31 protein-coding genes are annotated in these 25366 nt (G+C 71.1%); 14 read left to right on the forward strand and 17 right to left on the reverse strand.

All coding sequences use genetic code 11. The features are described from left to right. Positions 1–2: 2 nt before the first annotated feature. The 6 genes from ACIBNE_RS32325 to ACIBNE_RS32350 all read right to left on the reverse strand — a co-directional run bounded on the left by ACIBNE_RS32325 (position 3) and on the right by ACIBNE_RS32350 (position 5726). A complete protein-coding gene (locus tag ACIBNE_RS32325; RefSeq protein WP_399277918.1) occupies positions 3–650 on the reverse strand; it encodes a hypothetical protein in 648 nt (215 codons plus the stop codon). Next, positions 647–850, reverse strand: coding sequence for a hypothetical protein (locus ACIBNE_RS32330; RefSeq protein WP_399277920.1), 204 nt, complete (start codon positions 848–850; stop codon positions 647–649). The genes ACIBNE_RS32325 and ACIBNE_RS32330 overlap by 4 nt, the downstream gene beginning before the upstream one ends. Before the next feature lie 49 nt (positions 851–899). After that, the gene (locus tag ACIBNE_RS32335) at positions 900–3296 is read right to left on the reverse strand and encodes a hypothetical protein (RefSeq protein ID WP_399277922.1); all 2397 of its coding nucleotides are present in this window, start codon (positions 3294–3296) and stop codon (positions 900–902) included. Continuing rightward, positions 3283–4083, reverse strand: a complete 801-nt coding sequence (locus ACIBNE_RS32340; RefSeq protein ID WP_399277925.1) for a hypothetical protein — start codon at positions 4081–4083, stop codon at positions 3283–3285. The genes ACIBNE_RS32335 and ACIBNE_RS32340 overlap by 14 nt, the downstream gene beginning before the upstream one ends. A 70-nt stretch (positions 4084–4153) precedes the next feature. Further along, positions 4154–4801 (reverse strand): hypothetical protein, encoded by a 648-nt coding sequence (locus ACIBNE_RS32345; protein WP_399277926.1) that lies wholly within the window; start codon positions 4799–4801, stop codon positions 4154–4156. 391 nt (positions 4802–5192) lie between these two features. Beyond that, positions 5193–5726 (reverse strand): hypothetical protein, encoded by a 534-nt coding sequence (locus ACIBNE_RS32350; protein WP_399277928.1) that lies wholly within the window; start codon positions 5724–5726, stop codon positions 5193–5195. Between the two features lie 46 nt (positions 5727–5772). Between ACIBNE_RS32350 and ACIBNE_RS32355 the strand changes: the two genes are divergently transcribed. Beyond that, positions 5773–6354, forward strand: a complete 582-nt coding sequence (locus ACIBNE_RS32355; protein WP_399277930.1) for a hypothetical protein — start codon at positions 5773–5775, stop codon at positions 6352–6354. A gap of 16 nt (positions 6355–6370) precedes the next feature. On the opposite strand, the gene ACIBNE_RS32360 is transcribed toward ACIBNE_RS32355, so the two are convergent. From ACIBNE_RS32360 to ACIBNE_RS32390, 7 genes are all read right to left on the reverse strand, one after another. Continuing rightward, positions 6371–6709: a hypothetical protein gene (locus ACIBNE_RS32360; protein WP_399277931.1), complete on the reverse strand. Its 339-nt coding sequence runs from the start codon at positions 6707–6709 to the stop codon at positions 6371–6373. Positions 6710–6774: 65 nt separating this feature from the next. Further along, positions 6775–7065 (reverse strand): hypothetical protein, encoded by a 291-nt coding sequence (locus ACIBNE_RS32365; RefSeq protein ID WP_399277933.1) that lies wholly within the window; start codon positions 7063–7065, stop codon positions 6775–6777. Positions 7066–7158: 93 nt separating this feature from the next. Next, positions 7159–7758: a phage tail protein gene (locus tag ACIBNE_RS32370; protein ID WP_399277934.1), complete on the reverse strand. Its 600-nt coding sequence runs from the start codon at positions 7756–7758 to the stop codon at positions 7159–7161. Positions 7759–7822: 64 nt separating this feature from the next. After that, positions 7823–8224: a hypothetical protein gene (locus ACIBNE_RS32375; RefSeq protein ID WP_399277936.1), complete on the reverse strand. Its 402-nt coding sequence runs from the start codon at positions 8222–8224 to the stop codon at positions 7823–7825. A 201-nt stretch (positions 8225–8425) separates the two neighbouring features. Next, complete coding sequence (locus ACIBNE_RS32380; RefSeq protein WP_399277937.1) at positions 8426–8614, reverse strand: hypothetical protein; 189 nt, start codon at positions 8612–8614, stop codon at positions 8426–8428. Next, positions 8611–9126: a hypothetical protein gene (locus ACIBNE_RS32385; protein ID WP_399277939.1), complete on the reverse strand. Its 516-nt coding sequence runs from the start codon at positions 9124–9126 to the stop codon at positions 8611–8613. The genes ACIBNE_RS32380 and ACIBNE_RS32385 overlap by 4 nt, the downstream gene beginning before the upstream one ends. Next, positions 9123–9398 carry a WhiB family transcriptional regulator gene (locus ACIBNE_RS32390; protein WP_399277941.1) on the reverse strand — a complete coding sequence of 92 codons (276 nt, stop codon included), beginning with the start codon at positions 9396–9398 and terminating at the stop codon, positions 9123–9125. Before ACIBNE_RS32390 ends, ACIBNE_RS32385 begins: the two co-directional genes overlap by 4 nt. A 366-nt stretch (positions 9399–9764) precedes the next feature. On the opposite strand from ACIBNE_RS32390, the gene ACIBNE_RS32395 reads away from it, so the two are divergent. Continuing rightward, positions 9765–10163 (forward strand): helix-turn-helix transcriptional regulator, encoded by a 399-nt coding sequence (locus ACIBNE_RS32395; protein ID WP_399278360.1) that lies wholly within the window; start codon positions 9765–9767, stop codon positions 10161–10163. Between the two features lie 31 nt (positions 10164–10194). Next, positions 10195–10653: a hypothetical protein gene (locus ACIBNE_RS32400; protein ID WP_399277943.1), complete on the forward strand. Its 459-nt coding sequence runs from the start codon at positions 10195–10197 to the stop codon at positions 10651–10653. 55 nt (positions 10654–10708) lie between these two features. Here the strand turns inward: ACIBNE_RS32400 and ACIBNE_RS32405 are convergent, their stop codons facing one another. After that, entirely contained in the window at positions 10709–11215 is a 507-nt protein-coding gene (locus tag ACIBNE_RS32405) for a hypothetical protein (protein WP_399277944.1), read from the reverse strand. Continuing rightward, on the reverse strand, positions 11196–12197 hold the full coding sequence (locus ACIBNE_RS32410) for a helix-turn-helix transcriptional regulator (RefSeq protein ID WP_399277946.1): 1002 nt from the start codon (positions 12195–12197) through the stop codon (positions 11196–11198). The genes ACIBNE_RS32405 and ACIBNE_RS32410 overlap by 20 nt, the downstream gene beginning before the upstream one ends. A gap of 289 nt (positions 12198–12486) precedes the next feature. Between ACIBNE_RS32410 and ACIBNE_RS32415 the strand changes: the two genes are divergently transcribed. Further along, positions 12487–12807, forward strand: a complete 321-nt coding sequence (locus tag ACIBNE_RS32415; RefSeq protein WP_399277948.1) for a (2Fe-2S)-binding protein — start codon at positions 12487–12489, stop codon at positions 12805–12807. 260 nt (positions 12808–13067) lie between these two features. On the opposite strand, the gene ACIBNE_RS32420 is transcribed toward ACIBNE_RS32415, so the two are convergent. Beyond that, the gene (locus ACIBNE_RS32420) at positions 13068–13478 is read right to left on the reverse strand and encodes a pyridoxamine 5'-phosphate oxidase family protein (RefSeq protein ID WP_399277950.1); all 411 of its coding nucleotides are present in this window, start codon (positions 13476–13478) and stop codon (positions 13068–13070) included. A 190-nt stretch (positions 13479–13668) separates the two neighbouring features. Between ACIBNE_RS32420 and clpB the strand changes: the two genes are divergently transcribed. After that, positions 13669–16269 (forward strand): ATP-dependent chaperone ClpB, encoded by a 2601-nt coding sequence (gene clpB / locus ACIBNE_RS32425; protein ID WP_399277951.1) that lies wholly within the window; start codon positions 13669–13671, stop codon positions 16267–16269. A gap of 83 nt (positions 16270–16352) precedes the next feature. Beyond that, entirely contained in the window at positions 16353–16946 is a 594-nt protein-coding gene (locus ACIBNE_RS32430) for a YbjN domain-containing protein (RefSeq protein WP_399277953.1), read from the forward strand. A 65-nt stretch (positions 16947–17011) separates the two neighbouring features. Here the strand turns inward: ACIBNE_RS32430 and ACIBNE_RS32435 are convergent, their stop codons facing one another. After that, positions 17012–18193: a pyridoxal phosphate-dependent aminotransferase gene (locus tag ACIBNE_RS32435; RefSeq protein ID WP_399277955.1), complete on the reverse strand. Its 1182-nt coding sequence runs from the start codon at positions 18191–18193 to the stop codon at positions 17012–17014. A 106-nt stretch (positions 18194–18299) separates the two neighbouring features. Between ACIBNE_RS32435 and ACIBNE_RS32440 the strand changes: the two genes are divergently transcribed. The 8 genes from ACIBNE_RS32440 to fbaA all read left to right on the forward strand — a co-directional run bounded on the left by ACIBNE_RS32440 (position 18300) and on the right by fbaA (position 25208). Then, positions 18300–18443 carry a hypothetical protein gene (locus ACIBNE_RS32440; RefSeq protein WP_399277957.1) on the forward strand — a complete coding sequence of 48 codons (144 nt, stop codon included), beginning with the start codon at positions 18300–18302 and terminating at the stop codon, positions 18441–18443. Positions 18444–18573: 130 nt separating this feature from the next. Further along, positions 18574–18798, forward strand: coding sequence for a hypothetical protein (locus tag ACIBNE_RS32445; protein WP_399277959.1), 225 nt, complete (start codon positions 18574–18576; stop codon positions 18796–18798). A 401-nt stretch (positions 18799–19199) separates the two neighbouring features. Beyond that, positions 19200–19718 (forward strand): DUF2617 family protein, encoded by a 519-nt coding sequence (locus ACIBNE_RS32450; RefSeq protein WP_399277961.1) that lies wholly within the window; start codon positions 19200–19202, stop codon positions 19716–19718. A 122-nt stretch (positions 19719–19840) separates the two neighbouring features. Next, entirely contained in the window at positions 19841–21493 is a 1653-nt protein-coding gene (locus ACIBNE_RS32455) for a polyamine aminopropyltransferase (RefSeq protein WP_399277963.1), read from the forward strand. A gap of 42 nt (positions 21494–21535) precedes the next feature. Next, positions 21536–22576 (forward strand): carbon monoxide dehydrogenase, encoded by a 1041-nt coding sequence (locus ACIBNE_RS32460; protein WP_399277965.1) that lies wholly within the window; start codon positions 21536–21538, stop codon positions 22574–22576. Between the two features lie 22 nt (positions 22577–22598). Then, positions 22599–23405 carry an aldose 1-epimerase gene (locus ACIBNE_RS32465; RefSeq protein WP_399277966.1) on the forward strand — a complete coding sequence of 269 codons (807 nt, stop codon included), beginning with the start codon at positions 22599–22601 and terminating at the stop codon, positions 23403–23405. A 24-nt stretch (positions 23406–23429) separates the two neighbouring features. Beyond that, a complete protein-coding gene (pyrE, locus tag ACIBNE_RS32470; RefSeq protein ID WP_399277968.1) occupies positions 23430–23978 on the forward strand; it encodes an orotate phosphoribosyltransferase in 549 nt (182 codons plus the stop codon). A 207-nt stretch (positions 23979–24185) separates the two neighbouring features. Then, on the forward strand, positions 24186–25208 hold the full coding sequence (gene fbaA / locus ACIBNE_RS32475) for a class II fructose-bisphosphate aldolase (RefSeq protein ID WP_399277969.1): 1023 nt from the start codon (positions 24186–24188) through the stop codon (positions 25206–25208). The last annotated feature ends 158 nt before the right edge of the window (positions 25209–25366 follow it).

Below are 25366 nucleotides of genomic sequence, written 5' to 3' on the forward strand. Positions count from 1 at the left end.
CCCTACGGGATCGGGTCGATGCGGATGAAGCGGCTGTCGAAGTACGCCCGGCTGTCGGGCTTTCCCGCCCGGTAGGCGGGCGTAGCCGTGCAGACCGTGCCGACCGCCAGTCCTTCGACCAGGAACTGCGAGGACACCGAGATGCGGTCCGTGGTGGTCACGGCCGCCGAACGGTTGTCACCGGCCGCGAGGTGCACGGCGTTCGCCGCGTTGCGCACGACCGCCGACATGTACGCGGTGACCGGTGTGGCGGCCGAAGCGCGCATGTAGCTGCCCACCGTGACGATGACCTGGCCGGAGGCCGGGACGGTGAACGGGGCGGACATGGCCGCGGTGTTGTCCAGCGTCTCCGTGTACGCGGTGGACGCGGTGTCGCCGTCGTCCATGTTGACCTTGAAGACCGGGACGGGGGCGACGGGCACCCAGGCCGAGCCCGTGTAGTACATCATCCGGCCGGGCGAGCCCACCCAGGCGACCATTCCGGCGACGGGCGCCGTCAGTTTGGCGTCGCGGGCCGTCGCGTCGCCGAACCGCATGACGGTGCGGCCGTCCACCGCGTCGGCGAGCGCCTTGAGGTGGGCGGGCAGGTCGGCGGGGTCGGAGGGCTGCGGGTGGGGGAGGTTGCTGAGCGGTGTGTACTGGACGGTCATGCGAGGACCTCCTCGGCGGTACGGGTGACGGCGCCGACCGCGGGTTCGACGACGGCCGACTGGAAGACCGCGGCCGGTACGGGCAGGGACCGGGGCAGCCCCAGATAGCCGGCGAGCGCGGACGCGACGGACTCGGCGAGCAGGTCGAGCTGCTCCTGGCCGAGCGTGACGGGCGTGGGCGTGGTACCGGGATCGGGCACGGGCACAGGCACAGGCACGGGACCGGATACGGGGGTTTCGGGCGGGGATTCAGACACGTCCGTTCTCCTTGACGTCGCGCCAGGTGGGCCGGGCCGTCAGCAGGGCGGCGAGCGTGGGGTATGCGGTGCGCACCTGGGCGTAGCCGGTGTACGGGCCGACGGGGGCGGGGGCGGCCGGGGCGTCCGGGGTCAGGCCGACGTCCGCCGGCACGCCGTTGGTCCGGGTGCCGCGCAGACTGAGGGTCTGCTGTACGCCTCCGTCTGCCGTGGCGCCGGTGTTCATGCCGACCACCCAGGCCAGGGTGTCGAGTTCGGCGCCGGTGAGGTCCCGTACGCGCACCACGTCACCCAGTTGGATCCTCGGGTCGTACAGCACCTGTACGTCGCCGAGCACGGGAACCGGATACTCACCGGCCCTGCGCATGGCGGCCGCGAGCTGCCCGGCGGCCCCGGCGTCCTGCACCCAGTCGCTGGCCTCTGCGGTGAACTCCTGCCTGCCGTAGTGCCGTTCGCTCGCACTGTTGGGCTGGGACGACAGGGCCTGGCGTTCCACCGGGTCGCGGTCAGCCTTCAGCACGGAGAGCAGCACCGACGGCTTGCCCTCCCGTGTCACCGTGTACAGCCGCTGGGCCGTGCGATTGGTGAGCCGCAGAACGAGGCAGCCGTCCTCCCGCCGGAGCAGCGCGTCGACCGCGCCCTTGACCGCTCGTGCGCCCGCGGCGTTGAAGGCGGCGACCCGGAAGTTCGATCCCGCGGTGACCAGTTGGTCGTCGTCGGTGTCCGGCGGGCCGATGTCGAGTTCGTTCTCGTCGAAGGAGTACCGGACGGTGAGGGAGCCGTACGCGGGAATCTCCCGGATCTCGCTGTCCCGTACCCAAGAGCTGTGCACGATCTGGGCGGCCGTCCAGTCCTTGAAGGGCTGGACGCAGTAGTTGCGGCAGGCGTCGATCTCCTCGGTCGAGGTCAGGGAGGCGATCTCCCGCACGGTGGTGAGGGTCAGGTCGGCCGCCGCGGGCTCGGCCGCGAACCGGGTGAAGTTGCGCCAGCGGAACAGCCCGCGTTCGTCGATCTCGGCCGTGGACAGGCTCGCCTTCGCGATCTGGGTGATCACCTCCCACTGGGAGCCGGACACCTTGGGGACGGTGGTCAGCGGGAGGATCGCGTCGTCGAGCACGGCCCCTTTGGTCCAGCTGCCGACCTGGGAGAACTCGGCGGCCGTCGGGACGGCGTCGAGCCCGCTGGTGACCTGGAGGCCTTCGGCGGCCACCGTGGTGACCAGGCGGACGAGGCGCAGCTCGGAGGCGAACTGGATGCCGTACGGGCCGGTGAAGGTGCGTACGACGCCGAGGATGTCCGTTCCGTCGGGTGCGGTCAGCCGGGGCTGGAAGGTGGGGAACACCTGGGTGTCGCCCGGCGCCTTGGGCGTGGCGTCGATGAAGGCGCCGATGTGCCAGTTGCCGCGCTGGCCGGTCAGCTCGGGCAGGACCCAGCGCCAGTAGCCGTTGTCCGCCGGGTTGTTGTACCCATGGGAGCGCATGACCACTTCACCGGCGACGAAGTCGACCTCCAGGGAGAGGAGGCCGGAGTCGGTCCCCGAGCGGTTGAGTTCCAGCTCGATGAGCACGGTGTCGCCGGTGCCGGCCGTGTTGTTGACCCAGGTCTCCACGAAGAGCCTGCTGCCCGGCACGGTCACCCTGGCGCGCGGGAACCACGCGGCCGTGACTCCCCTTTCCCCCGGAGGCAGGCCTCTGGGCACGAGGGCCATCTCGTGCGGGGCGCTCTCGCGGCACCAGGTGTAGTGCCGGGGGTCGGGCAGGATCTCGGGCATGCCGAACGGGGTGGTGAAGCCCCCGTGCAGCGAGGCGTACAGGAGCGTGAGCGGGCGGCCCGGCGTGAACTCCGGCGCGCGGGGCGGGGGTGCGGTGAACAGGCCCGCCTGGCGCAGCAGTTCGTCCACGCACCAGGTGGCGGTCGTCACGGGGCGCCTGCGCAGCAGCCCCGTGTAGGGGCGCGGCAGCTGGGCGGGGCCCCGCAGCCGTTCGGCGCCGTCGAGCGCGGTGAGCTGGACGGTGTCGGCTCCGGACGCGGCGGAGCGCGTGCGGATGGTGCCGCGGAAGGCGGGCAGCGGACCGCCGGTGCCCACGCCCGTTTCGTGCACCACGGACTGTCCGGGGCGGGCGGCGTCGCCCGTGGCGCGGGGCGCCCAGGGCGAGTACAGCTCGGACGCGGACTTGTCCCCCGTACCTGAGAGCTGGAGCTGGAGCTGCGCCGCCGAGCTGCCGGAGAAGGCGCGCATCGCGGGCGGCAGGTCGGTCGCGTAGGACCGTTCGACCTGCCAGGACTGGAGCTGCCCTGACACGTCCCGGCCGCCGACGCGGGTGCTGTGGGTGACGGTCCGTTCCCCGGAGGCGAGGGCGGCCTCTGTGGTGCGGTCACTCGGCTGCACCGGCCACCTCCACGAGGTCGATGGAGAGGGAGCGGTACGGGAAGGGTCGCCCGGGAGCGTCGCTGTACCCGGTCACGGCCATGGGCGGCAGTCCGTCGCCGGGGATGCCGGGGGCGGCGCCCGCGCCGTGGGTGAGGCAGGCGCCCGCGAGGGCGAAGGTGCCCGCGGTGCCGGGCCTGGCGAGGGGCGTGACGTACACGGCTCCGGCGGGGACGGTCGTGGTGACGGCCGGGCCGGTGCCGTTCGCGCTCGCCAGGTACGTGCCCGTCGCGTCCTTGAAGTCGAGGACGACGGAGACCGTGGGGAGTGCGGCGAAGGCGGTGGGTGCGTGGAAGGAGACGCGCATGCCGGGGGCGACGGGGAAGTTGCCCCAGTGGGCGGCGCGCCAAGCGACCTGGCCGGTGGCGTCGGCGGTGGTCAGCCGGAAGGTCCCGGCCGCCGTGGTGACCGAGCCCGTGGCGGAGGTCGTGAACCACTGGCCGGCGGTCCCCGTCCCGGCGGCCTGCGCGGCCGAGAGGACGTTGCCCGCGACCGGGTCGATCAGGACGAGCGGGCCGGGGCCGTCGACCCGCCGGGCGAGCCGGTCGAGTGCGCGTGCGTCGGCCGGCCGCAGCAGGTCCCAACCGAGCTTGGTGCGACGGACGGGGGCGGTGTTGCGGGTGACGGTGACGCGGCCGCCGAGCGACTTGAACTCGGTCACTCCCAGGTCGGCCGACCGGTCGAAGGACTTGGCCGCCTGATCGATTTCGTACAGGCCGCCGGGCGGCCCGATCCAGAGATTTCCCATGGGGGCACCTCTCACTGCTCAGGACTCGTGGGAAGAGCCGATGGCGGGGCCATCGGTGTGCGCGTCGCGGCTACCTGCGTGCGAGCTGGCGCTGCCCGAGGGCGACGGCGCGGGCGATGGTCTGCGAGTCGACCTGTACGTGTACGGGACGGTCGGCGAGGCGCTCGACGGCTCGGGCGAGGCGGTGGAGGCCGCCGCCGGGGTGGTTGCCGAGCATGCCGTCGAGCCGGGAGAGCGGGATGACGGCCTCGGCCTCGCCGCCCTCGCCGACGAGCGAGAGCGTGCCGCCGGTACGGGCGGGGACGATGCCGCCCTGGGCGAGGGCGGGCACGGGGATCTGCGGGAGGTCGAACCCGAACCCCTTGCCGCCGATCTTGGGCACCCAGCCCGGCATCTTGAACTTCACCTTGTTCAGCGCGCGGAACAGCAGGTTGAGCCCGACGACCAGCATCTTCACGGGCATTGCGAAACCGTCCACGACGCTCTTGAAGACGGGCTTGAGGAACGCGGCCGCGGTCTGCGAGGCGCTCTTGATCCGGCTCCAGGCGTTGATGACGGTCTTCTGGACGATGGCAACGATCTTGTCCATCTTCACGAACTGCCCGATGAGCGGGGCGAGCAGGACCATGACCAGCCCGAAGGGGTTGGCGGCCATGGCGAGGTTGAGGCCGCGCTGGGCGAGGGAGGCTCCCTTGAGCCCCTTCCCGAGGTTCCCCATGGAACTCCCGCCCCGGTCGGCATTCTTCCCGGCCCGCCCGACGGACTTCTCGACGGCATCGGCCTGGACCTTGACGCCGCGCAGGGCGCTCCCGGTCCTGTCGGACGACCCCTTGAGCTTGTCGAGGGAGGACTTGAACCTGTCGGTGTTTCCTTTGGAACGGACGAGAGGGGCATCGGTTGCCCGGATCCCCTTGCCGAGTGCCGAGACCGCCCGTTCGCTTCCGGTGACCGCAGTCCTGAGTCGAGCGACTGCTGAAGCAGGGGCTTCGGTGGCCCCTCTGAATTGCTGAAGAGCGCTCGTTGCTCGCCTGAGCGAGGAAATGAGAGACACGAGACCTACCTATCGGTTCGACTGACTGATTTGTCCAGCGAGCAATGGCTGAGACTGGTCAACCCAGTTCACCGGTCAGTTGGCGAACAGCACGGGTGGTGTTGTTCGATGCTCCGAAGAGAGCGGTGTCGGCGCGGCTGGTATGTGCCTCTAGACGGACCAACCGATTGCTGTGCAGCTTGATCCTCAGGTCCATGTCCTGGAGCCGGCGCTCTGCCTGGAGGGACTCCGTGATGAACCGGCCTGCGGACTTTCGTGCCCGCCAGTCGTCGTATCGGGACGTCACGTCCCTCGACCCTTTGAACTCCGGCTCGAACTTGAAGTACGGCTTGGGTTCGATCTTGATGGGGGAAAGGTTGATGGCGGCCCCGGTCAGGGCTGCGGAGACGGCACCGGTGACAGCTGCAGCGATGACTCCCTCAAGCTTGCTTCCCACGCCCGCTTCGTCATGCGGCTTCCATTTCTTTTCCGCATCGGCCTTGAGGGATGCGAGATCGTTCTTTAGTGTGGCGATGTCCTTGGCAAGTTCCTTCTGCTGTGTGTTAAACGGCTCGCCAAGGGGAGGTGCTTCGGTGTCCCTGGTAGGTAGCAACTGTGAGTTCTCCGTCGTTTATTGAGGGGGTAGTGTGCGTAGGCCAATGGGTGACCACGAGTTAGGTGCCCCTCGATTGGGGGTGCTGCCCGTCGTCACGTTCGTGTTTTCGGCAGGTGTGTATTTGTGGTGGTTCGCCCTGCGGGGGCTCTTTGTCGCCGGCGAGTGCGGGGTGCGTGGCGAGGAGGAGTGCGGGGCCGGGACGGGATGGAGGATTATCGCGATCCTGCTTCTCACCCCTCTCATGCTCTTCCTGCTGTCCCTGATCGAGGAAGAGCACTCAATGGAGCGAAGAGGGCATGAGTTCCATTGGATCACCCTTCTTTCTGTTCCGGCCCTGGCCGCATCGGATTTGATCCAGGCTTCATCGGTTTCAAGAACCGCCCAGGTGGCAGGTCTTCTCACGGTAATTTCCGCCGCTGCTCTCATCGTGTCGAAGGTCAAGCGCACTGCAGGATTCCGCGGAATGTTCTGGCTCATGGATTCAAGTCGAATGATCATGCTTGGCGTGGACCCGGGGGTTCGAATTCTTTCGACTGGACAGAATTTCCTCTACCTGGCGGGAAATATTTTCGGATCCCTCTTGGGCTGGCTGGCCGCCGCCGGGATCTCCGTGGTCGTGTGGTGAGCGGGGGAGCGCCGGCTCAGAGGGCCGCCGACGGGGAGAGGAAAGCGGCTACGCCGGTGGCGAGGAGTGGTTCCCGGCGGCCCACGGGATCAGCGGCATCCGGCGTCGCCGGGCGCGGGATCGGTTCGGGGTGGTCCAGTGGGTCCGCTTCCTCATCGCGGTTCACCATGGCGAACATCCAGTTGGCCTCGGCCAGTTGGTCCACCGCGTGCGCCAGGAGGTGGTCGGTGACCGACCAGTCCGCCGCCTCTCCGTGCAGCTCTCGTGCCAGTGCGCTGTCCCGGGGCATGTGCTGGACCAGTACCGCGAGCCTGCGCGACGAGAGGCGCTCGCGGTACCAGTCCAGCAGGTCCACCCCGTAGTGGCGGAGCAGGTCCGCCTCAAGTGCCTCGGCGTGCTCTTCGACGAGCGCGTCGAGGCTCAGCCTTCCCCCAGGCCGAGCCCGGTCTCCTTGCCGTACGCCTCCAGGATCGCGGCGATGTCCTGCATCGTGACGTGGAGCCGGTCGAAGCGGGTGAACTGCTGCTCCCCGAGGAGCAGTCGGAGCAGCCCGTCCACGTCGTTGTCGTCCAGGTCGCGCAGCTTGCGCGCGGTCGTGCGGGTGAGTTCGGTGGGCAGCTCGAAGTCCTGGCCGTCGAGCTCGAAGCTCCAGGCCCTGCCAAGCGCTTCGAGGCGCTGTGCGCGGGCGGCGTTGACGTTGAATCCGGGCATGCGGTCACTCCTGTTCTTGGGGGGGAAGAGGTGACGAGAGGGGCGAGCGGGAGGGTGGTGTGCGGGCCGTGCCGCACACCACCCTCAGGAGACCTACGCGTACGCCGCGTCCTTCATCAGCCACGTGGCCAGCGGCTTCGTGATGTCGTCCTGCGCGTACGCGGTGAACGTCACGCCGAGCCTCAGCGCTCCCGTCCGCGTCATCGAGATCTCCTCGGTCTCGGTGACCTGACCGCGCGGAATGATCAGGCGGTACGTAACGGTGTCGGTGCCGGACTGGTCGGTGAACTCGAAGCCGAGCTGCTTCTCGTTCGCCGCCGGGTTGGCGGTCAGGTCGTACTTGAAGGTGCCCGCCTCGACGCCCGTGCCGCTGACGGCGGCCGTGGTCCCGCCGCCCATGAAGAACGGCAGCGTGTCCTTGTTGAACTGGAGCAGCTGGAACTTCACGGTCAGCTCGCGGTCGGAGTGGATGTAGCGCAGCGCGCTCACCGACTGCCAGCCGTCCACCTGGTCGATCTTGTCCTTCTTGGCGAGCTTCACGCCGTCGGTCGAGGTGTAGCCGAGCTCGGTCCAGCCGGTGGGCCAGGCAGCCTTGGTGTCGGCCGGTGACGCGACGGCCGGGGTGGTGATGTTGGCGATCAGGACCTTGCCGGTGCCGGCGACCCGGATCTGGGAAGCGCTGTTCGCGGGCATGGGTGACTCCTTGGTGAAGTAAGAAGGAAGAGAAGAGCGAAGAAGAGCAGGGAAGAGCAGGGGGTCAGGCCGGGCGGATCGAGAGCCTGACCGTCACGAGGTAGCGGTTGGCCGCCGGGCGGTTGTAGTCGGGCAGCCAGCGGGGCCCGTCCGCCTCGGTTACGTCGGTGACGGCCGCAGAGCCGTACCGCGTGCCTGCCAGCTCCAGTACGCAGGCGCGGGCCGCCAGGGCGACGGCGTGCGCCGTCGTCTTGTCGGGGCCGTAGACCTCAAGGTCGAGCAGTGGCTGGTCCAGATGCAGGTCGTCGATCCACGCGCCGCCGACGCGAGAGACGAGGACGGCCTTCTGGGTGCCGTCGAATCCGGCGGGCGGACGGTTGTCGACCACTGAACCGGCCGTCTCGGGACGGTTCTTGAGGAAGTCGACAGCGATCCGCTCCGCATCGGGGAAGTTCAGGACGCTCACATGGACGCTCCCTTGTTCCGGTGCCGCGATGTTCCGGGAAACACGAAGCGGCAGGTCCGCCGCCCTTCCCGTGGGCGCAGCTCTGCCGCTGCTCCAAGTGTGATCGAGGTGTTCGGATCTCGCAACTCTGCTTTTCTGAAAGGAGGTTGGGGAAGGGCGAGGGCCCCGCCGGTTGCCCGGCGGGGCCCTCACCCGCACTGCTCAGCCTGTTGCGCCCCTGCCCCGCGCCGACCGTTCCGCCGCGAACACGTCCTCCAGGCGGTAGAGCGAACGCCGTCCTTGTCTGCCCGCCACCCGCAGGTGGCCCAGCTGTACCCACTTGCGGATCGTCGCCGGGGAGACCGCGGCCTCCCCAGCCGCCGCTTCGCCCGTGATCAGCGCCGGGTTCACGAGGCGTCCGCTTCTTCCGGTGCCTTCAGGACGTGTCGGCAGGGCGGGTTCACGCACATCACCGTCGCCCGCTCGGGGAACGCCCGCAGCGATACCGAGTCGCAGAGCGGGCAGCGCCCCGCGACCCGTACCAACTGCTCGGGGTCCCCGAGGGCACGCGCGCAGCGGCGCGCCATGCGCCGCGTCTCGTCCGTGACGTGCGCCAAGAGGTCGGGGTGGGCAGCGATGTGGTCGAGGACGCCCGCGATCCTGCGCAGGCGTACGGGGACGGGGGCGGTCGCCACTTCCCGCAGGCCCAGCCGTTCCCGTACGGCTTCCTCCAGCTCCACCACGCCGTCGGTGACGTCGCGGATCGTGTCCGAGACGTACAGCCGGATCGGGGCCGCCGGGCCCGCGGGGGCTCGTCCGGGGAGGTCGCGAAGGGTGCGGGAGCGGCTCGGGGCCAGTTCCTCGATCAGCTCGGGGAAGTGCCGGATCAGTGCGGCGATCCAGGTCCTGCCGTCGTCGGTCATGACGTCACCGCCCGTCCGTTGCGCCAGAGCCGTCCCCCGCTCACGCCGTCGAACCAGGTGTGCGTGGGGTCGACGACGGCCTCGCACTGCCTCCTGACGGGGCACTGATTGCAGGCGCGCAATACCGGTTCGGCTTCGGATCGGATCTTAGTGAACACGGAGTGTGGCGGAAGCTGCGCGCAGGCGGCCTGCCTGCGCCAGTCGAGCTCGGCGCCGATCGGGATGTTGTTCGAGGTCAGAGAGGTGGATAACGATGCTTTCGGTGCGGGCACGTGCAACGCCTCCCCGCGGATGGGAATATGTGTTCGACAGTTGCGAACGCGTGATCAGAGTTGCATGGTGCGAGCGCGTGCGCAAGCGACTACCCGGTGGTGCTCCTGGGGTGGAGGGGGTTCAAATGGCGTGAGATCGCGGAGTGTTGGCCGAATCTCCACAACTGCGCGCGAGCGCGCACACCCTATGATGCGCGCGCGATCGGTACGCTTCTCCCGCGACGATGGGAGAGCAACAGGATGGTGGCGTCTTCGAGTTCATGGGCCCGCGCCCATGACGAACGTGACGAACCGGGGGCTCGCGGAAGGGGCTCCGGAGGTCGTACTGGTGGGCTGGAGGACTTCGCGGGTTGGATCGAAGCGCTGATGCGGCGACGGGGGTATGACATCGACAGCCCGCGCGGCGGGGGCAAATCGCGGCTGGCCGACGATGCCGGGGTGCACCGTGCGGCGGTCAGCCGCCTGCTCCAGCGGCAGAGCATGCCGGATCTGGACACGATGCGGCGGATTGCCGTGGTGTTGGGCGTTCCGCTGCGCGACATGCTCATACGGTCCGGGAAGCTGTCGGAGGAGGACCTGCCGATCGGGGCGGGGGGGCTGGACGAACAGGATCCGGAGTCCTGTCCGCACAGTCGGCTCAGCCCCGATGAAGCCGCGCGCCGGATGGGGGTGCCGTTGGAATTGCGGGAGTTGTTCGTGAAGGTGGCGAGGCAGTTCTTGGCGGATGGGGCGGGGGAGGCCGGCAGGCAGACTGGGGGGCATTGACCGCCCTGACGGGGGAGACGGAGGGGGCGAGGTGGAGAACGAGGGGGTGGGCTCCGGTCCGCCGAAGGCCGGGGTGCGGCGGGCGGCGGCCGGGCAGCCTGCGGAGAAGGAGCCGGGCGAGCAGCGGCAGCACGCGCTGATCATGAGTGATCTTCTCGGTGAGCTCGCCGAGAAGGTGCGTCTCGCCGGTGTAGAGGGCGTGCGCATCCTGACGGACGAAGAATTCCAGCGTCTCCAGCTCGACTGGTACAGCACGGGCTGGGAGGAGCACGCCCGCGCGGTCGAGGGCGAGTCGGTCGGTGTCGGTGAGCACCCCGACACCGAGGGGCCGCAGCCCCGCGCCGGGCGGGTGCTGTGCTTCCCCGAGCAGCCTTCCGACGGGCCGCCCGCCCTCCCCCTCCCGGTCGTCGGTGCGGGGGACGCGGGGGTGCGGGAGCTGATGCCGCACAGGCTCCGGGGGCGGTCGCGGAAGGGGCGGGGGGAGGAGTGAGCGGCGCGGGGCTCCGGGGCGGCGCGGGCTCGGGCCCGTCGTGTGACGGCAGGGCCTAGGGGATCAGCTCGCCCACGAAGTCCGTGACCGTCGCCCACATCGGCTGGGCGCCCGTGCCGAAGGCCGTGGCCAGGGCGTAGGCGAGGGCCGCTTCCTCGGGGGTCGGGGGCGTGTCCGTGAGCCACTCCACCGTCGTGGGGCCCTCGCCCGAGTACATGCAGCTCGCCAGCTTCCGGCGGCCCCCGGTCAAGGTGCTCTCCGCCCAACCGCTCGGCGTCAGGCGGTACTTCGTGCCGCCGTGCGCCACCGTCACGCGGTACGAGCGGCGCGTCAGGCGGCCCTTCGCGGCGGTCAGGCGGGCCCGCTCGCCGTCCACCGTGAGCGTGAGGCGGGACGCGTCGCGGGTGCCCACGGGGACGTGCGGATCGGGGTCACCGCCGCCCGGTGCGCGCACCAGGCGGACGGTGGGGAGGGCGGGGCCGGAGACCTCCAGGGCGCCGGCCCCGCCGTCCAGGGCGACGGTCAGGTCGCCGAAGTGCTGGTCAGTGTGGTGCGTCGTCATGCCGATGATCTTGTTCGAGGATGCCGGACTGGGCAATCAGGTAGCCCAGCTGCGCCCGGCTGCCGCTGCCGAGCGCGGCGGAGAGCTTGGCGATGTGGCCCCGGCAGGTGCGGACGTTCATCCCGAGGCGGCGCGCGATCGAGTCGTCCACGTGCCCCTCGACCAGCAGCGCCGCGATGGAGCGCTGGATGCTGTTGATGCCGTCGAGTTCGGGGGCGTACGAGATCTGCTCCTCCCACGGGACGGCGTGCAGCCAGAACTGCTCGAAGACCCCCACCAGGTACTCCACCAGTCCCGGCTGGCGCAGCTCCAGCGCCGCCCTGCGGTCGCTGCGGGCGGGGATGAACGCCACCTTGCGGTCGACGATGATGAGCCGGTCGATGATCTCCTCGATGGTGCGGACCTCGACGCTCGACCCCACGTGCTCGACGTAGGCGATCGTGGCGGGGTGGTGGCGCGCGGTGTGCTGGTAGAGCGTCCGCATCTGGATCCCCTGGTCGAGCAGGGGAGTCACCCGGCGCAGCGCCTCCTGCATGGAGCTGAGCGAGCGCACGCTGCCGGGCTGGACGGTCAGCAGTTCCTTCTGGCACACCGAAGTGGCCTGGTCCAGCGCCGAGTTGATGGCGTCGAGCCCCTCCAGGACGCTGACGGAGTTCGTGGAGGGCGGCGCCTGGGCCGTGATGCCCATGAACGGTTCGAAGGCGTCGATCAGGTTGATCGTCTGTCTGCGCCGCTCCTGGATCTCCTGCTCGATGGGGCGCATCAGATGGTTGAGTGCTATCGACGGCGGTACCGGACGCATCCAGTCGCTGTCGTCCGGGTCGGGGCGCAGCAACCCGAAATCTATGAGGCAGACCGCGGTCTCCACTTGCGATCTGGCCACGCGGCCCACACGCAGGGCATGCGTGTAGAGGTCTTTTCCGGCGCGGCACAGCTTGTCTCGACTGTGCGGATGCCCCGATTCGCCCCTGTTCGGCTGCATATGCACCCCCCTCAGGCTCCTGAATTACAGGAACATGATGCCTGTCTTGGCTGGTGCAAGCGTTCGGAGTGAGCCATCGTCTTTTGCGCGGGGGAGGAGGTAATGAGTAGAAGAGGTGGAGAACGGTCATGGCCAGGATGCTTCGCGCAATTTGCGCTGTAGCCGCTGTGCTTGCTTTGGGGGTGCTCGGCACCGGCGAGGAGCCGGGCTGGGGCAGCACTCCGGCGGACGCGACTGTGGCTGCGCCGCCAGAGCCCGGATGGGGACTCGTGGCCAAGGACGCAGACGTATGACCGTCCCGCCCGACGACCGGGTTTTCCGACGCGAGATGGCCATGGCGTACCGATCGGGGTGGCACTTCGTCGACCTGATCACGGCGGTCCCGCACCGCGGCGACTCCCTGATGATCACCCTGTTCGGCGAGCCCGTCGTGATCGTCCGCGAAGAGGACGAGGACGTCCGCGCCTACCGGTGCCTGCGCAAGCCGCGCGGCGCGCCGCAGCCCGTCAGGTGCGCCATCAGATACGGAATGATCTTCGTCAACCTCGACCAGCGCGACCACCAGCTGATCGAGGCAGAGACCACAACCGCCACCCCCCGCAGTGCCTGAGCGATTCCCCCGTCGTTGTAAATCGCTCAGGCGCTCCCCCACACAGCGGCGTCATCGTGACCTGAACGCGATGGCGCCGCTGTGCTCTTTTCCGGCGGACGCCGTGCCGCCGGGGGTCCGGCGGGACGGCCGGGCGTTGCAATGGCGACGCCCGGCCGCCCCGCCGGACCCTTCTGCGTCGCAGCCGGAGTCACAGCCGCAGCCGGAGTCACGGCCGTAGCCGCAGCCGTTAGTAGCCGCGGGGCCCGTCGCCCCGCGCCTCACACCTTTCCGAGCGCCCTGTCCAGGGTGACCTCGATGAGCACCCGGTCCGGATTCGGCCGCGGGGTCCGCTCGTACCGCTCCGTGTGCCGCCGCTCCGCCTCCGCGATCTCCGCGCGCCCGGTGCGCACCACGGCCCGCCCCTCCAGCGTCGCCCAGCGGGCGCCCGCCACCTGGCAGAGCGCGACGCGCGCGCCCCGCTGCGTGCCCTCGGCCGCCAGGACGTTGCGGACCTTCGTGCTCGACTTGCTCGCGATCACGCGCGCCACGCCCGCCTCGGGGTCGTACGTCACGCAGACCGGCACCACGTGCGGGGTGCCGTCGCGGCGCGGCGTCGTCAGCGTCGCGTAGTGCTTCTCGCGCCAGAAGGCGAGGTACTCGGGGGCGGGGTGCCTGGGGTCGTGAGCCATGGGGCGAAGCGTAGGGCGGGGGCGCGGCGCACGGGCGGGGCGGGTGCCGAATTCAGGTTGAGTGGAATAGACTCAACTTTGTCGATGCTGAAAGAGTCAGTAGAGACAGAGAACCAGTAGAGACAGAGCCAGGAGAAGCAGCGGTGTCCGGACCCGGGCGCCCCCGCGACAGTGAGGAGAAGATGCGCACATGGACGCCGAGCTGACCAACAAGAGCCGGGACGCACTCAACGCGGCCACCACCCGGGCCGTGTCCGGCGGTCACCCGGACCTCACCCCCGCGCACCTGCTCCTCGCCCTGCTCGCGGGCGAGGACAACGCCAACATCACGGACCTGCTGGCCGCCGTCGGCGCCGACCAGGCGGCCGTGCGCGCGGGGGCGGAGCGGCTGGTGGCCGCGCTGCCCCGGGTGACCGGCTCGACCGTCGCGCCCCCGCAGCCCGACCGCGAACTGCTCGCCGTCGTCTCCGACGCCGCGCGGCGCGCCAAGGAGCTGGGCGACGACTACCTCTCCACCGAACACCTGCTGATCGGCATCGCGGCCGAGGGCGGCCGGGCCGGCGAGGTGCTGGCGGGCCAGGGGGCCACCGCCAGGAAGCTGCTGGACGCATTCGAAACCGCACGAGGAGGACGACGGGTGACCACACCCGACCCGGAGGGTCAGTACAAGGCGCTGGAGAAGTTCGGCACGGACTTCACCGCAGCGGCCAGGGAGGGGAAGCTCGACCCCGTCATCGGCCGCGACCAGGAGATCCGCCGCGTCGTGCAGGTGCTCTCCCGCAGGACCAAGAACAACCCGGTGCTCATCGGCGAGCCCGGCGTCGGCAAGACCGCCGTCGTCGAGGGCCTGGCCCAGCGCATCGTCAAGGGCGACGTCCCCGAGTCGCTGCGCAACAAGCGCCTGGTCTCCCTCGACCTCGGCGCGATGGTCGCGGGCGCCAAGTACCGCGGCGAGTTCGAGGAGCGGCTGAAGACCGTCCTGGCCGAGATCAAGGACAGCGACGGCCAGATCATCACCTTCATCGACGAGCTGCACACCGTCGTCGGCGCGGGCGCCGGCGGCGACTCCGCCATGGACGCGGGCAACATGCTCAAGCCGATGCTGGCCCGCGGCGAGCTGCGCATGGTCGGCGCGACCACGCTCGACGAGTACCGCGAGCGCATCGAGAAGGACCCCGCCCTGGAGCGCCGCTTCCAGCAGGTCCTGGTCGCCGAGCCGACCGTCCCCGACACCATCGCCATCCTGCGCGGCCTCAAGGGCCGCTACGAGGCCCACCACAAGGTCCAGATCGCCGACTCCGCGCTGGTCGCCGCCGCCACCCTCTCCGACCGCTACATCACCTCCCGCTTCCTCCCCGACAAGGCCATCGACCTCGTCGACGAGGCGGCCTCCAGGCTCCGCATGGAGATCGACTCCTCGCCCGTCGAGATCGACGAGCTCCAGCGCTCCGTCGACCGGCTGCGCATGGAGGAGCTGGCCCTCAAGAACGAGTCCGACGCCGCCTCCAAGCAGCGCCTGGACAAGCTCCGCCGCGACCTCGCCGACCGCGAGGAGGAGCTGCGCGGGCTCACCGCGCGCTGGGAGAAGGAGAAGGAGGGCCTCAACCGCGTCGGCGCCCTCAAGGAGAAGCTCGACGAACTGACCGGCCAGGCCGAGCGCGCCGAGCGCGACGGCGACTTCGACACCGCCTCCAAGATCCTCTACGGGGAGATCCCGGCGCTCAAGGAGGAGCTGGAGGCCGCCGCGGCCGCCGAGCGCGAGGTCCGCAGCGACACCATGGTCAAGGAGGAGGTCGGCCCCGACGACATCGCCGACGTCGTCGGCTCCTGGACCGGCATCCCCGCCGGGCGCCTCATGGAGGGCGAGACCCAGAAGCTGCTGCGCATGGAGGACGAGCTGGGCAGGCGGCTCATCGGCCAGGGCGAGGCCGTGCGCGCCGTCTCCGACGCCGTGCGCCGCACCCGCGCCGGCATCGCCGACCCCGACCGCCCCACCGGCTCGTTCCTCTTCCTCGGCCCGACCGGCGTCGGCAAGACCGAGCTGGCCAAGGCCCTCGCGGACTTCCTCTTCGACGACGAGCGGGCCATGGTCCGCATCGACATGAGCGAGTACAGCGAGAAGCACAGCGTCGCCCGGCTCGTCGGCGCGCCCCCCGGCTACGTCGGCTACGAGGAGGGCGGCCAGCTCACCGAGGCGGTGCGCAGGCGCCCGTACAGCGTGGTGCTGCTCGACGAGGTGGAGAAGGCGCACCCGGAGGTCTTCGACATCCTGCTCCAGGTGCTCGACGACGGGCGGCTCACCGACGGCCAGGGCCGCACGGTCGACTTCCGCAACACCATCCTGATCCTCACGTCCAACCTCGGCAGCCAGTACCTGGTCGACCCCGCGCTCGGCGACGACGACAAGCGGCAGCGGGTCCTCGACGTGGTCAGGGCCTCCTTCAAGCCGGAGTTCCTGAACCGCCTCGACGACCTCGTGGTCTTCTCGGCGCTCTCCAGGGACGAGCTGTCGCACATCGCAGAGCTCCAGATCGGCCGCCTCGCCGCGCGCCTCGCGGAGCGGCGCCTGGCGCTGGACGTCACGCCCGCCGCGCTGGAGTGGCTGGCCGACGAGGGCAACGACCCGGCGTACGGCGCCCGGCCGCTGCGCCGCCTCATCCAGACCTCGATCGGCGACCGGCTCGCCAAGGAGATCCTGGCGGGCGAGGTCAGGGACGGCGACACGGTCCGCGTCGACAGGTTCGAGGACGGCCTGATCGTGGGACCCGCGCAGGACAGCTCGGCGAAGTAGTTCGCCACACCCGCCTCGGGGGGTTGCCAGGCACTCCCCGGGATGGGAGAGGATGTCGGAAACTGTACGAAGGGAAATACACGGTGAGCATCGACCCGTCCTCGATTCCGAACTTCGGGGGCCAGCCCGAACCGCAGACCGCACCGGCCGGTCCCGTCGTACCCGACCAGGACCTGGTCAAGCAGCTGCTGGAGCAGATGGAGCTCAAGTACGTCATCGACGACGAGGGTGACCTCGCCGCTCCGTGGGAGGAATTCCGCACGTACTTCATGTTCCGCGGCGAGGACGAGCAGCAGGTCTTCTCCGTGCGCACGTTCTACGACCGGCCGCACCCGGTCGAGGAGCGCGCGAAGCTGCTCGACCTGATCGACGACTGGAACCGCCGCACGCTGTGGCCGAAGGTCTACACCCACACGCACGTCGAGGAAGAGGCCGAGGACGGCGTCGAGCCGTCGGTCCGCCTCATCGGCGAGGCGCAGATGCTCATCGGTACGGGCGTCAGCCTGGAGCACTTCGTCTCCTCGACGGTCAGCTGGGTGCGGGCGTCGATCGAGTTCGACAAGTGGCTCCTCGAACAGCTGGGCCTCGCCCCGGCCGAGGACTCCGAGAACTCCGGGGCGTCCCTGGAGAAGCCGGTCAGGGACTCCGAGGAGACCCTGGACCTGCCCGACGCCTGAGTCCGCCCGGAGCCCGGCCGGGGGTCCCCAGGGACCCGCCCGGCCGGGCTTCCGCGTACCCGGACCTACCCCGCCAGGGACTTCAGGCGGGTCACCGCGTCCGCCAGGACGGATTCGCGTTTGCAGAACGCGAACCGGACGAACGGCGCGCCCGCCTCCCGGTGGTCGTAGAACACCGCGTTCGGGATCGCCACCACCCCGCACCGCTCCGGCAGCGCCCGGCAGAAGGCGAAGCCGTCCGTCTCGCCCAGCGGCCTGATGTCCGTCGTGACGAAGTACGTCCCCGCGGGCGCGTACACCGAGAACCCGGCCTCCGCGAGCCCCCCGGCGAGCAGGTCGCGCTTGCGCCGCAGCTCCGCGCGCAGCCCGTCGAAGTACGCGGCGGGCAGCCGCAGCGCCTCCGCGACCGCGTACTGGAACGGTCCTGCGGACACGTACGTCAGGAACTGCTTCGCGGACCGCACCGCCGTCACCAGCTCCGGCGTCCCCGTCACCCAGCCGACCTTCCAGCCCGTGTACGAGAACGTCTTGCCGGCCGACGAGATCGTGACCGTGCGCTCCCGCATCCCGGGGAACGTGGCGAGCGGGACGTGCTCGACGCCGTCGTACACCAGGTGCTCGTACACCTCGTCGGTGACCACCAGCAGGTCCCGCTCCACCGCCAGCTCCGCGATCGCGGCCAGCTCGGCGCGCGTCAGGACCGTGCCCGTCGGGTTGTGCGGGGTGTTCAGCAGGATCAGCCGCGTCCGGTCGGTGACCGCGTCGCGCAGCTCGTCCAGGTCCAGGTGGTACGCCCCGTCCCGGGGCCGCAGCAGCACCGGCACCCGTCGCCCGCCCGCCATCGCGACGCACGCCGCGTACGAGTCGAAGTACGGCTCAAGGGAGATCACCTCGTCGCCCGGCTCGACCAGCGCCAGCAGCGACGCCGCGATGGCCTCCGTGGCGCCGGCCGTGACCAGGACCTCCGTGTCGGGGTCGTACTCCAGGGCGTACCGCTCCCGCTGGTGGTCGGTGATCGCCAGGCGCAGCTCGGGAACGCCGGGGCCGGGCGGGTACTGGTTGCCGCGCCCGTCGCGCAGCGCCCGCACGGCGGCCTCCCGGACCTCTTCGGGGCCGTCGGTGTCGGGGAAGCCCTGGCCGAGGTTGATCGACCCGGTGCGGGCGGCGAGCGCGGACATCTCGGCGAAGATCGTCGTTCCGAACTCGGCGAGGCGGCGGTTGAGCAGGGGGCGCGTCATGACGGCCATCCTGGGCCGAACCTCTGGACTCGCTCAAGTGGGCTTTGCCGCGGGTCGGTGCCGGGGAATCCTGCGGACAAGTACGCGGACAAGTACTTGGAGAGCGGGGGCGATCATGGAATCGTTGGTGACCGGGGGACTGATCGTGCTGGTCGTACTGCTCAGCGCGCTCGCGGGCGGCTCGGCCTTGGGCGGTGGCGGCGGCGGGCGGGGCAGCGGCGGCTGGGGCGACGACGGCGGGGGCGGGGGCGGCGACTGACGCGCCCGACGGGTCCGGGGGCCAACCTCTGGACTTGCTCAAATCGGATTGGGCGCCGTGCCCGCGGGGGCATCCCCCTCACACAGACACCCGAGAGGTCGACGGGGGACAGGGAAAGGACGTGGTGTCGATGGATCACTTCGTGACGGTGGTGCTGCCGGCCTTCGCGATCCTGGCGGTCATCGCCGGGGTGGTCACGGCGTCCCGGCGGGGGAAGACGCTGCCGGGCGCGGGCGGGCGCAAGGACAGGCGGCCGACGTCGCACGACAGCTGGTGGGCCGGCGGCGGCACGGGCGTCGGCACCTCCTGCGGCGGGGGCTCGTCCTGCGGCGGGGGCGGCTGCGGAGGCGACTGACACGGGGCAGTCGGTCCGCCGGTCCGCCAGGGGCGCGAGCGCCCGGCGGGAGAACGCGAGTTCTCCCGCCGGGCGCTCGTCCGTACCGGGCCGTATATCCCGTCGGCGCGCCCGGTTCGCGCTTCTGAGCCGGATGTCCCGGGCGGGATTCTGTTGAACAGTTGAACCGTGTGGCCCCCGAGGGGATGGAAACCACGCCAAGTTGGGTAAAAACGCTGTGAGCGGCGCGCACTTCATGATTCCCTCGCTGTTGTTGGAACCAGTTGGGAGCAGTTGGAACCATTGGAACCATCCAGCCTCGGGCCCTGTGGACACCGAGTTGACGGCATCCGTCACCCCCTCCCGTAGATCCCCGTGCTGCCCCCGGTCCGCCTGTCCAAGCGTGTTTGCGGAGCCCCACCATGCTCACGTCCCTGAAGACCGCCTACACCGACACCCGTGCCGCCGATCTGGCCTGGGCGTTGGCGCGCGAGCCGCTGCCCGCGCTCGCCGTCCTCGATCTCGAACTGGACGGGGCGAAACTCCAGTTGAGACTCCTTGGCGCCTCCCACCAGGTACTGCTCGAAGAGGACCGCGGGACCTGCTCGGAGACCGTGGCCTGCATGCCGGGCAGCAGCACCCCGCTCCCGCTCGGCGTCTCCAAGCGCGTCGGCGACTGGGAGTACGAGTTCGCGGCGCGCGTCGAGACGCTCTCGTCCGGCTCGTTCGCCGGGCGCGCGCAGGAGCTCCTCGCGCTGGTCTCCGACCATCCGCACGGCCTCGCGGGCACGTTCCCCGGCTCGCCGCACGCCTTCACCGCGATGCTCGCCCAGAGCGTGGACGGCCAGGTCAGATGGCGCACCTGGCACGCGTACCCGCAGGAGGGGCAGCTCGTGGTCACCAGGACCCGGGTCGGCGTCCGCATGCCCGCGACGCTCTAGGGCGACGGGCCCCGGGGCGCGGGCCGGTTCGGGCCCCGTGTTCCCGGCGGGCGCTGTGCGTACACCACTTGCACCCTTGTGGGTGACAGGCGGCGACCGAGTCGTAACGTAGCGTTCGCTGCATGATCGACCGGGCTGCCGAGGCGCGCCTCCCCGTGCGACCGAGGAGCGGCCGGCTCCTCGTGCTCGCGGCGGTGTTCCTCTGCGCCGCCTGTGGACTGGTGTACGAGCTGGAGCTCGTCGCCCTCGCCTCGTACCTGATCGGGGACTCCGTCACGCAGGCGTCCGTCGTCCTGTCCGTGATGGTCTTCGCGATGGGCGTCGGTTCGCTGCTGGCCAAGCGGCTGCGCTCCAGGGCCGCCGTCGCCTTCGGGCTCATCGAGGCGGCGCTGGCGCTGATCGGCGGGCTCTCCGCGTCCGTGCTGTACGCGACGTTCGCCTGGGCGGGCGAGTCGCGGTACGCGCTGGTCGGCTTCTCGCTCGCCATCGGGGTGCTCATCGGCGCCGAGATCCCGCTGCTGATGACGCTCATCCAGCGGGTGTCCCGGACGGACGGCGACGCGGGCGGCGGCAGCGACGGCGATGACGGCGACGACGATGACGACGATGACGATGACGGGGAGGCCGCGCGGACCGTCGCCGACCTCTTCGCCGCGGACTACGTCGGCGCCCTCGTCGGCGGCCTCGCCTTCCCCTTCCTGCTGCTGCCCTGGCTCGGCCAGCTCACCGGCGCCCTGCTGACCGGCGCGGTCAACGCCATCGCGGGCGGCGCCATGGTCCTGTGGCTGTTCCGCCGGGACCTCACCGAGCGCTCCCGCTGGCTGGTGTGCGGCGCGAACGTGCTGGTCCTCACCGTGCTGGCCACCGCGAGCGTGCTCGTCGACGACTTCGAGCGGGCCGCGCGCCGCGCGGTCTACGGCGACGACGTGCGGGTCGCCGTCCAGACCGACGTCCAGGAGGTCGTCCTGCGCGGCAGGGGGGTGCGGTCGCTCGACATGTTCCTCGACGGGCGGCTGCGGGTCAGCGGGCGCGACGAGTACCGCTACCACGAGGCGCTGGTGCACCCGGCGATGCGCGGCCCCCACGCGCGGGTGCTCGTCCTCGGCGGCGGGGACGGGCTCGCGGCGCGCGAGGTGCTGCGGTACGCCGACGTGGAGTCCGTGACCGTCGTCGAGCTGGACCGCGGCGTGGTCGAGCTGGCCCGCACGGACCGGGCCCTGGCCGCGCTCAACGGCCACGTCTACGGCGACCCCCGGCTGCGGACGGTCATCGGGGACGCCTTCAACTGGCTGCGCGAGCGGCCCCGCGGCTCGTACGACGTGGTCGTCTCCGACCTGCCCGACCCCGGCATCACCCCGAGCACCAAGCTGTACTCCGAGGAGTTCTACGGGCTCACGGCCCGGGTCCTGGCCCCCGGCGGGCGGCTCGTGGTGCACGCGGGGCCGCTCTCCACCCGGCCCCGCACCTACTGGACCGTCGAGTCGACGCTGCGCTCCGCCGGGTACGCCACCAGCCCGTACCGCGCCTCGGGGCGGCTCTCCGGGTTCGCCGCCGGGCCCGACCGGGCCACCGGACGGGCCGTCGCGCCGCTCGACTGGGGCTTCGTCCTGGCCGCGCCGGGCACGGCGGCCCCCGGCCTGGGCCTGGCGGCCGACGTGCCCCCGCTGCGCTCCTTCGACGCAGCGGGGCTGGCCGCCTGGGGGCGGTCGACGGAACGGACGCGGATGCCGGGGCTGCCGTCCTCGACGCTGGTGCACCCCAGGTACACCGGTTGAAACTCCTGACGGTTCGGCCGGGCTTAAGTAGGCTCGGTTCCCATGGAGCATGAGGTGTTCGTTCCGGTTTCCGCCCGCGCCGTCCGCGAGACGCTGGGAGATCCAGCCCGCGTCGCCCGCTGCGTGCCAGGGCTCCAACGCGACGCGGACGCGGACGCGGGGCCGCTCGCCGGGCGGCTGAAGGTCCGCGTCGACGGCCACACCATCACCTACCGGGGCGCGCTGCGGATCGCCGAGTCCGTCAGCGGCGTCGACGGCGCCGACGAGGTGGGCGGCGTCGGCGGGTTCACCGTGGAGGGCGAGGGCACCGAGGCGCGCGGCGCGGGCTCGGTGAAGCTGGCGCTCACCCTCGCCGTGGCCGACGCGGAGGGCGGTGCGACGCTCACCTTCACCGGTACGGCGCACGGCGACGGCCGGGTCGCCGAGCTGGCCGACGCGGTGGCGCTGGCCGCCGCGCACCGGCTGCTTGACAAGTTCGCGGGCGCGCTCGGCGTGGAGGCGGAGGGCGCCGAGGCGCACTGGGCCGACGCCCGCGCGGCGGCCGACCCGGTGGTCGCCGACGACCCGGTGGCCGCGGCCGAGGAGGCGGCGGCCGGGGACGGCGGGGGCTACGGCGGCGAGGAGGAGTTCCGGGCGGAGGACGGCGCGGCGGCCGACGAGGCCGACGGGGCGGACGGCACGGGCGGCGGCGACGAGTACGACGCCGACGCCGCCGACGACGCGGACGAGGCCGACGACGTGCTGGACGGCCCCGACGGGACCGGCTCCGTCTTCGAGGTGCCCGTACCGCCGCCCTCGCTGGACCCGCTCACCGACGCGGAGTTCGCCTCGCTCTCCGAGCCCGGCTTCGCCGAGGCCGGTGTCTCCGAGTCCCTGCCCGCGGAGGCCGCGCACGCCAGGCGCACCATGATCGGGCGCAGCGCCGAGGAGGTCGACCACGCCCCGCCGCGCGGCCGCTACGCCCCGGTGCCCGCCCCCGAGTCGGTCACGGCGAGCGCCACGCTGCGCTGGATCGCCCCGGCGGCGGCCCTCGCGGTGGCGTCGGCCGTGGTGGTCGGGAGGGTGCTGCGGCGCCGCAGGTAGCCTCCGCAAGTAACCTCGGTCCGTGACCAGTCGAGAAGAGAACACCACCGTCCGGCTCACCGCGGGCGACGTCGAACTGACCGTCGACCCCGTGAACGGCTGCCGCGTCAGCGGTCTGCGCGTGGGCGGTACCGAACTGCTGCGCCAGGGGGAGAAGTACGGCTCCTTCCCGATGGTGCCGTGGTGCGGGCGCACCGGGGAGGGCCGCTTCACCAACGGCGGCGTACCGCAGCAGCTGCCGGTGAACTCCCCGCCGCACGCCATCCACGGCACGGGCCGGGAGACCGCCTGGCGGACCGTCGGGGCCGGTGAGCGCGAGGCCGCCTTCACCTACGAGCTGGCCGCCCCCTGGCCGTACGAGGGGCTGGTCACCCAGACCTTCGAGCTCACCGAGGACTCGGTGACGATGGCGATGGGCGTCGAGACGTACAACGAGTCGTTCCCCGCGCAGGCGGGCTGGCACCCGTGGTTCCTGCGCGACCTGGGCGACGGCGGCGAGCCGGTGCGCCTCGACTTCACCGCCGCCTGGCAGGAGGAGCGCGGCGCCGACCACCTGCCCACCGGCCGCCGCATCGCCCCCCTCCCCGGCCCCTGGGACGACTGCTTCGGCATGCCCGACGGCGTGGACGTCACGCTCACCTGGCCGGGGCGCCTGGAGCTGAAGGTCACCAGCCGCGCCGAGTGGGTCGTGGTCTACGACGAGCAGGCCGAGGCGGTCTGCGTCGAGCCGCAGTCCGGGCCGCCGAACGGGCTCAACACCGCTCCGCGCCTGGTCACGCCCATCGAGCCGCTGGAGATCGCCTCGACCTGGAGCTGGCGACGGCTCTGACGCGGCGCCCTTAAGCTCGTAGCCATGACTGACGTACGCGCTGACCTGCTCCAGCAGATCAAGGACAAGGCCGTGGTGCACGGCAAGGTGACCCTCTCCTCGGGTCTTGAGGCCGACTACTACGTCGACCTCCGCCGGATCACCCTGGACGGGGCCGCTTCGCCGCTCGTCGGCCAGGTCATGCTCGACGTCGTCGGCGACCTGGAGTTCGACGCGGTCGGCGGGCTGACGCTGGGCGCCGACCCGGTCGCCACCGCCATGCTGCACGCCTCCGCCGCGCGCGGCCGAACCCTGGACGCGTTCGTGGTCCGCAAGGCCGCCAAGGCGCACGGCATGCAGCGCCGCGTCGAGGGCCCGGACATCAAGGGCCGCCGCGTCCTGATCGTCGAGGACACCTCCACGACCGGCGGCTCGCCGCTGACCGCCGTCGAGGCGGCCCGCGAGGCGGGCGCCGAGGTCGTCGCCGTGGCGACGATCGTGGACCGGGCGACCGGCGCGGGCGAGAAGATCGCGGAGACGGCCGGGGTGCCGTACCTGTTCGCTTTCGGCATCGACGAGCTGGGTCTCGGCTGATCGGGACTTTGGTCCCGGACCGGCTCTGACCTGCGGTTTTGGCGAGGGGTGCGCTGTTTCACGTGAAACAGCGCACCCCTCGCGGCGTACCGGGGCCTCCGTCGGGTGGAGCCCGTACGAGAGTCTGGAAAGATAGGGCCCGACGATGATGTCGCCCCAAGGTCAGGGCCAAGCACGTACACCCCGCACATCACAAGGAGCGGACAGATGCCCATCGCAACCCCCGAGGTCTACAACGAGATGCTCGACCGGGCGAAGGCAGGCAAGTTCGCCTACCCGGCCATCAACGTGACCTCGTCGCAGACCCTGCACGCGGCCCTGCGCGGCTTCGCGGAGGCCGAGAGCGACGGCATCATCCAGATCTCCACCGGTGGTGCGGAGTTCCTGGGTGGCCAGTACAGCAAGGACATGGTGACGGGCGCCGTGGCCCTCGCCGAGTTCGCGCACATCGTCGCCGCCAAGTACGACATCACCGTCGCGCTCCACACGGACCACTGCCCCAAGGACAAGCTGGACGGCTACGTCCGCCCGCTCCTGGCGGTCTCCGCCGAGCGCGTGGCCCGCGGTGAGAACCCGCTCTTCCAGTCCCACATGTGGGACGGCTCCGCCGAGACCCTCGCCGACAACCTGGCCATCGGCCAGGAGCTGCTGGCGCAGGCCGCCGCCGCGAAGATCATCCTTGAGGTCGAGATCACCCCGACCGGCGGCGAGGAGGACGGCGTCACCCACGAGATCAACGACGAGCTGTACACCACCGTCGACGACGCGCTGCGCACCGCCGAGGCGCTGGGTCTGGGCGAGAAGGGCCGCTACCTGCTGGCCGCGTCCTTCGGCAACGTCCACGGCGTGTACAAGCCGGGCAACGTCGTGCTCCGCCCCGAGCTGCTGAAGGACCTCCAGGAGGGCGTGGGCGCGAAGTACGGCAAGTCCTCGCCGTTCGACTTCGTCTTCCACGGCGGCTCCGGCTCCACGGAGGAGGAGATCGCCACGGCGCTGGAGAACGGCGTCGTGAAGATGAACCTCGACACGGACACGCAGTACGCCTTCACGCGGCCGGTCGTGGACCACGTGTTCCGCAACTACGACGGCGTGCTGAAGGTCGACGGCGAGGTCGGCTCGAAGAAGACCTACGACCCGCGTACGTGGGGCAAGCTCGCCGAGGCCGGCATGGCCCAGCGCGTCACCGCGGCCTGCGCGAACCTGCGCTCCACGGGGACCAGGCTCAAGTAACGGTTCCCCCGGGGTTCCGTCGTTCCACCCGGGCCCGGGGGGGGGCCCCCCCGGGGGCGGGCCCCCGGCCCCCGGCGGGGGGGGGGGGGGGGGGGTTGGGGGGGGCCCCCCCCCCCCCCGGGGCCCCGGGGGGGGGGGGGCCGCCCCGGAACCCCCCC

The organism is Streptomyces sp. NPDC050504 (assembly GCF_044458065.1).
GTDB lineage: Bacteria > Actinomycetota > Actinomycetes > Streptomycetales > Streptomycetaceae > Streptomyces.

Bases quoted from the DNA above. Each gene is read 5' to 3' on its own strand.
- ACIBNE_RS32325 (WP_399277918.1), bottom strand. From the start codon at position 650: ATGACCGTCCAGTACACACCGCTCAGCAACCTCCCCCACCCGCAGCCC.
- ACIBNE_RS32340 (WP_399277925.1), bottom strand. From the start codon at position 4,083: ATGGGAAATCTCTGGATCGGGCCGCCCGGCGGCCTGTACGAAATCGAT.
- ACIBNE_RS32345 (WP_399277926.1), bottom strand. From the start codon at position 4,801: ATGGGGAACCTCGGGAAGGGGCTCAAGGGAGCCTCCCTCGCCCAGCGC.
- ACIBNE_RS32355 (WP_399277930.1), top strand. From the start codon at position 5,773: ATGGGTGACCACGAGTTAGGTGCCCCTCGATTGGGGGTGCTGCCCGTC.
- ACIBNE_RS32365 (WP_399277933.1), bottom strand. From the start codon at position 7,065: ATGCCCGGATTCAACGTCAACGCCGCCCGCGCACAGCGCCTCGAAGCG.
- ACIBNE_RS32370 (WP_399277934.1), bottom strand. From the start codon at position 7,758: ATGCCCGCGAACAGCGCTTCCCAGATCCGGGTCGCCGGCACCGGCAAG.
- ACIBNE_RS32385 (WP_399277939.1), bottom strand. From the start codon at position 9,126: ATGACCGACGACGGCAGGACCTGGATCGCCGCACTGATCCGGCACTTC.
- ACIBNE_RS32395 (WP_399278360.1), top strand. From the start codon at position 9,765: ATGCGGCGACGGGGGTATGACATCGACAGCCCGCGCGGCGGGGGCAAA.
- ACIBNE_RS32405 (WP_399277944.1), bottom strand. From the start codon at position 11,215: ATGACGACGCACCACACTGACCAGCACTTCGGCGACCTGACCGTCGCC.
- ACIBNE_RS32410 (WP_399277946.1), bottom strand. From the start codon at position 12,197: ATGCAGCCGAACAGGGGCGAATCGGGGCATCCGCACAGTCGAGACAAG.
- ACIBNE_RS32415 (WP_399277948.1), top strand. From the start codon at position 12,487: ATGACCGTCCCGCCCGACGACCGGGTTTTCCGACGCGAGATGGCCATG.
- ACIBNE_RS32420 (WP_399277950.1), bottom strand. From the start codon at position 13,478: ATGGCTCACGACCCCAGGCACCCCGCCCCCGAGTACCTCGCCTTCTGG.
- clpB (WP_399277951.1), top strand. From the start codon at position 13,669: ATGGACGCCGAGCTGACCAACAAGAGCCGGGACGCACTCAACGCGGCC.
- ACIBNE_RS32435 (WP_399277955.1), bottom strand. From the start codon at position 18,193: ATGGCCGTCATGACGCGCCCCCTGCTCAACCGCCGCCTCGCCGAGTTC.
- ACIBNE_RS32440 (WP_399277957.1), top strand. From the start codon at position 18,300: ATGGAATCGTTGGTGACCGGGGGACTGATCGTGCTGGTCGTACTGCTC.
- ACIBNE_RS32445 (WP_399277959.1), top strand. From the start codon at position 18,574: ATGGATCACTTCGTGACGGTGGTGCTGCCGGCCTTCGCGATCCTGGCG.
- ACIBNE_RS32450 (WP_399277961.1), top strand. From the start codon at position 19,200: ATGCTCACGTCCCTGAAGACCGCCTACACCGACACCCGTGCCGCCGAT.
- ACIBNE_RS32455 (WP_399277963.1), top strand. From the start codon at position 19,841: ATGATCGACCGGGCTGCCGAGGCGCGCCTCCCCGTGCGACCGAGGAGC.
- ACIBNE_RS32460 (WP_399277965.1), top strand. From the start codon at position 21,536: ATGGAGCATGAGGTGTTCGTTCCGGTTTCCGCCCGCGCCGTCCGCGAG.
- pyrE (WP_399277968.1), top strand. From the start codon at position 23,430: ATGACTGACGTACGCGCTGACCTGCTCCAGCAGATCAAGGACAAGGCC.
- fbaA (WP_399277969.1), top strand. From the start codon at position 24,186: ATGCCCATCGCAACCCCCGAGGTCTACAACGAGATGCTCGACCGGGCG.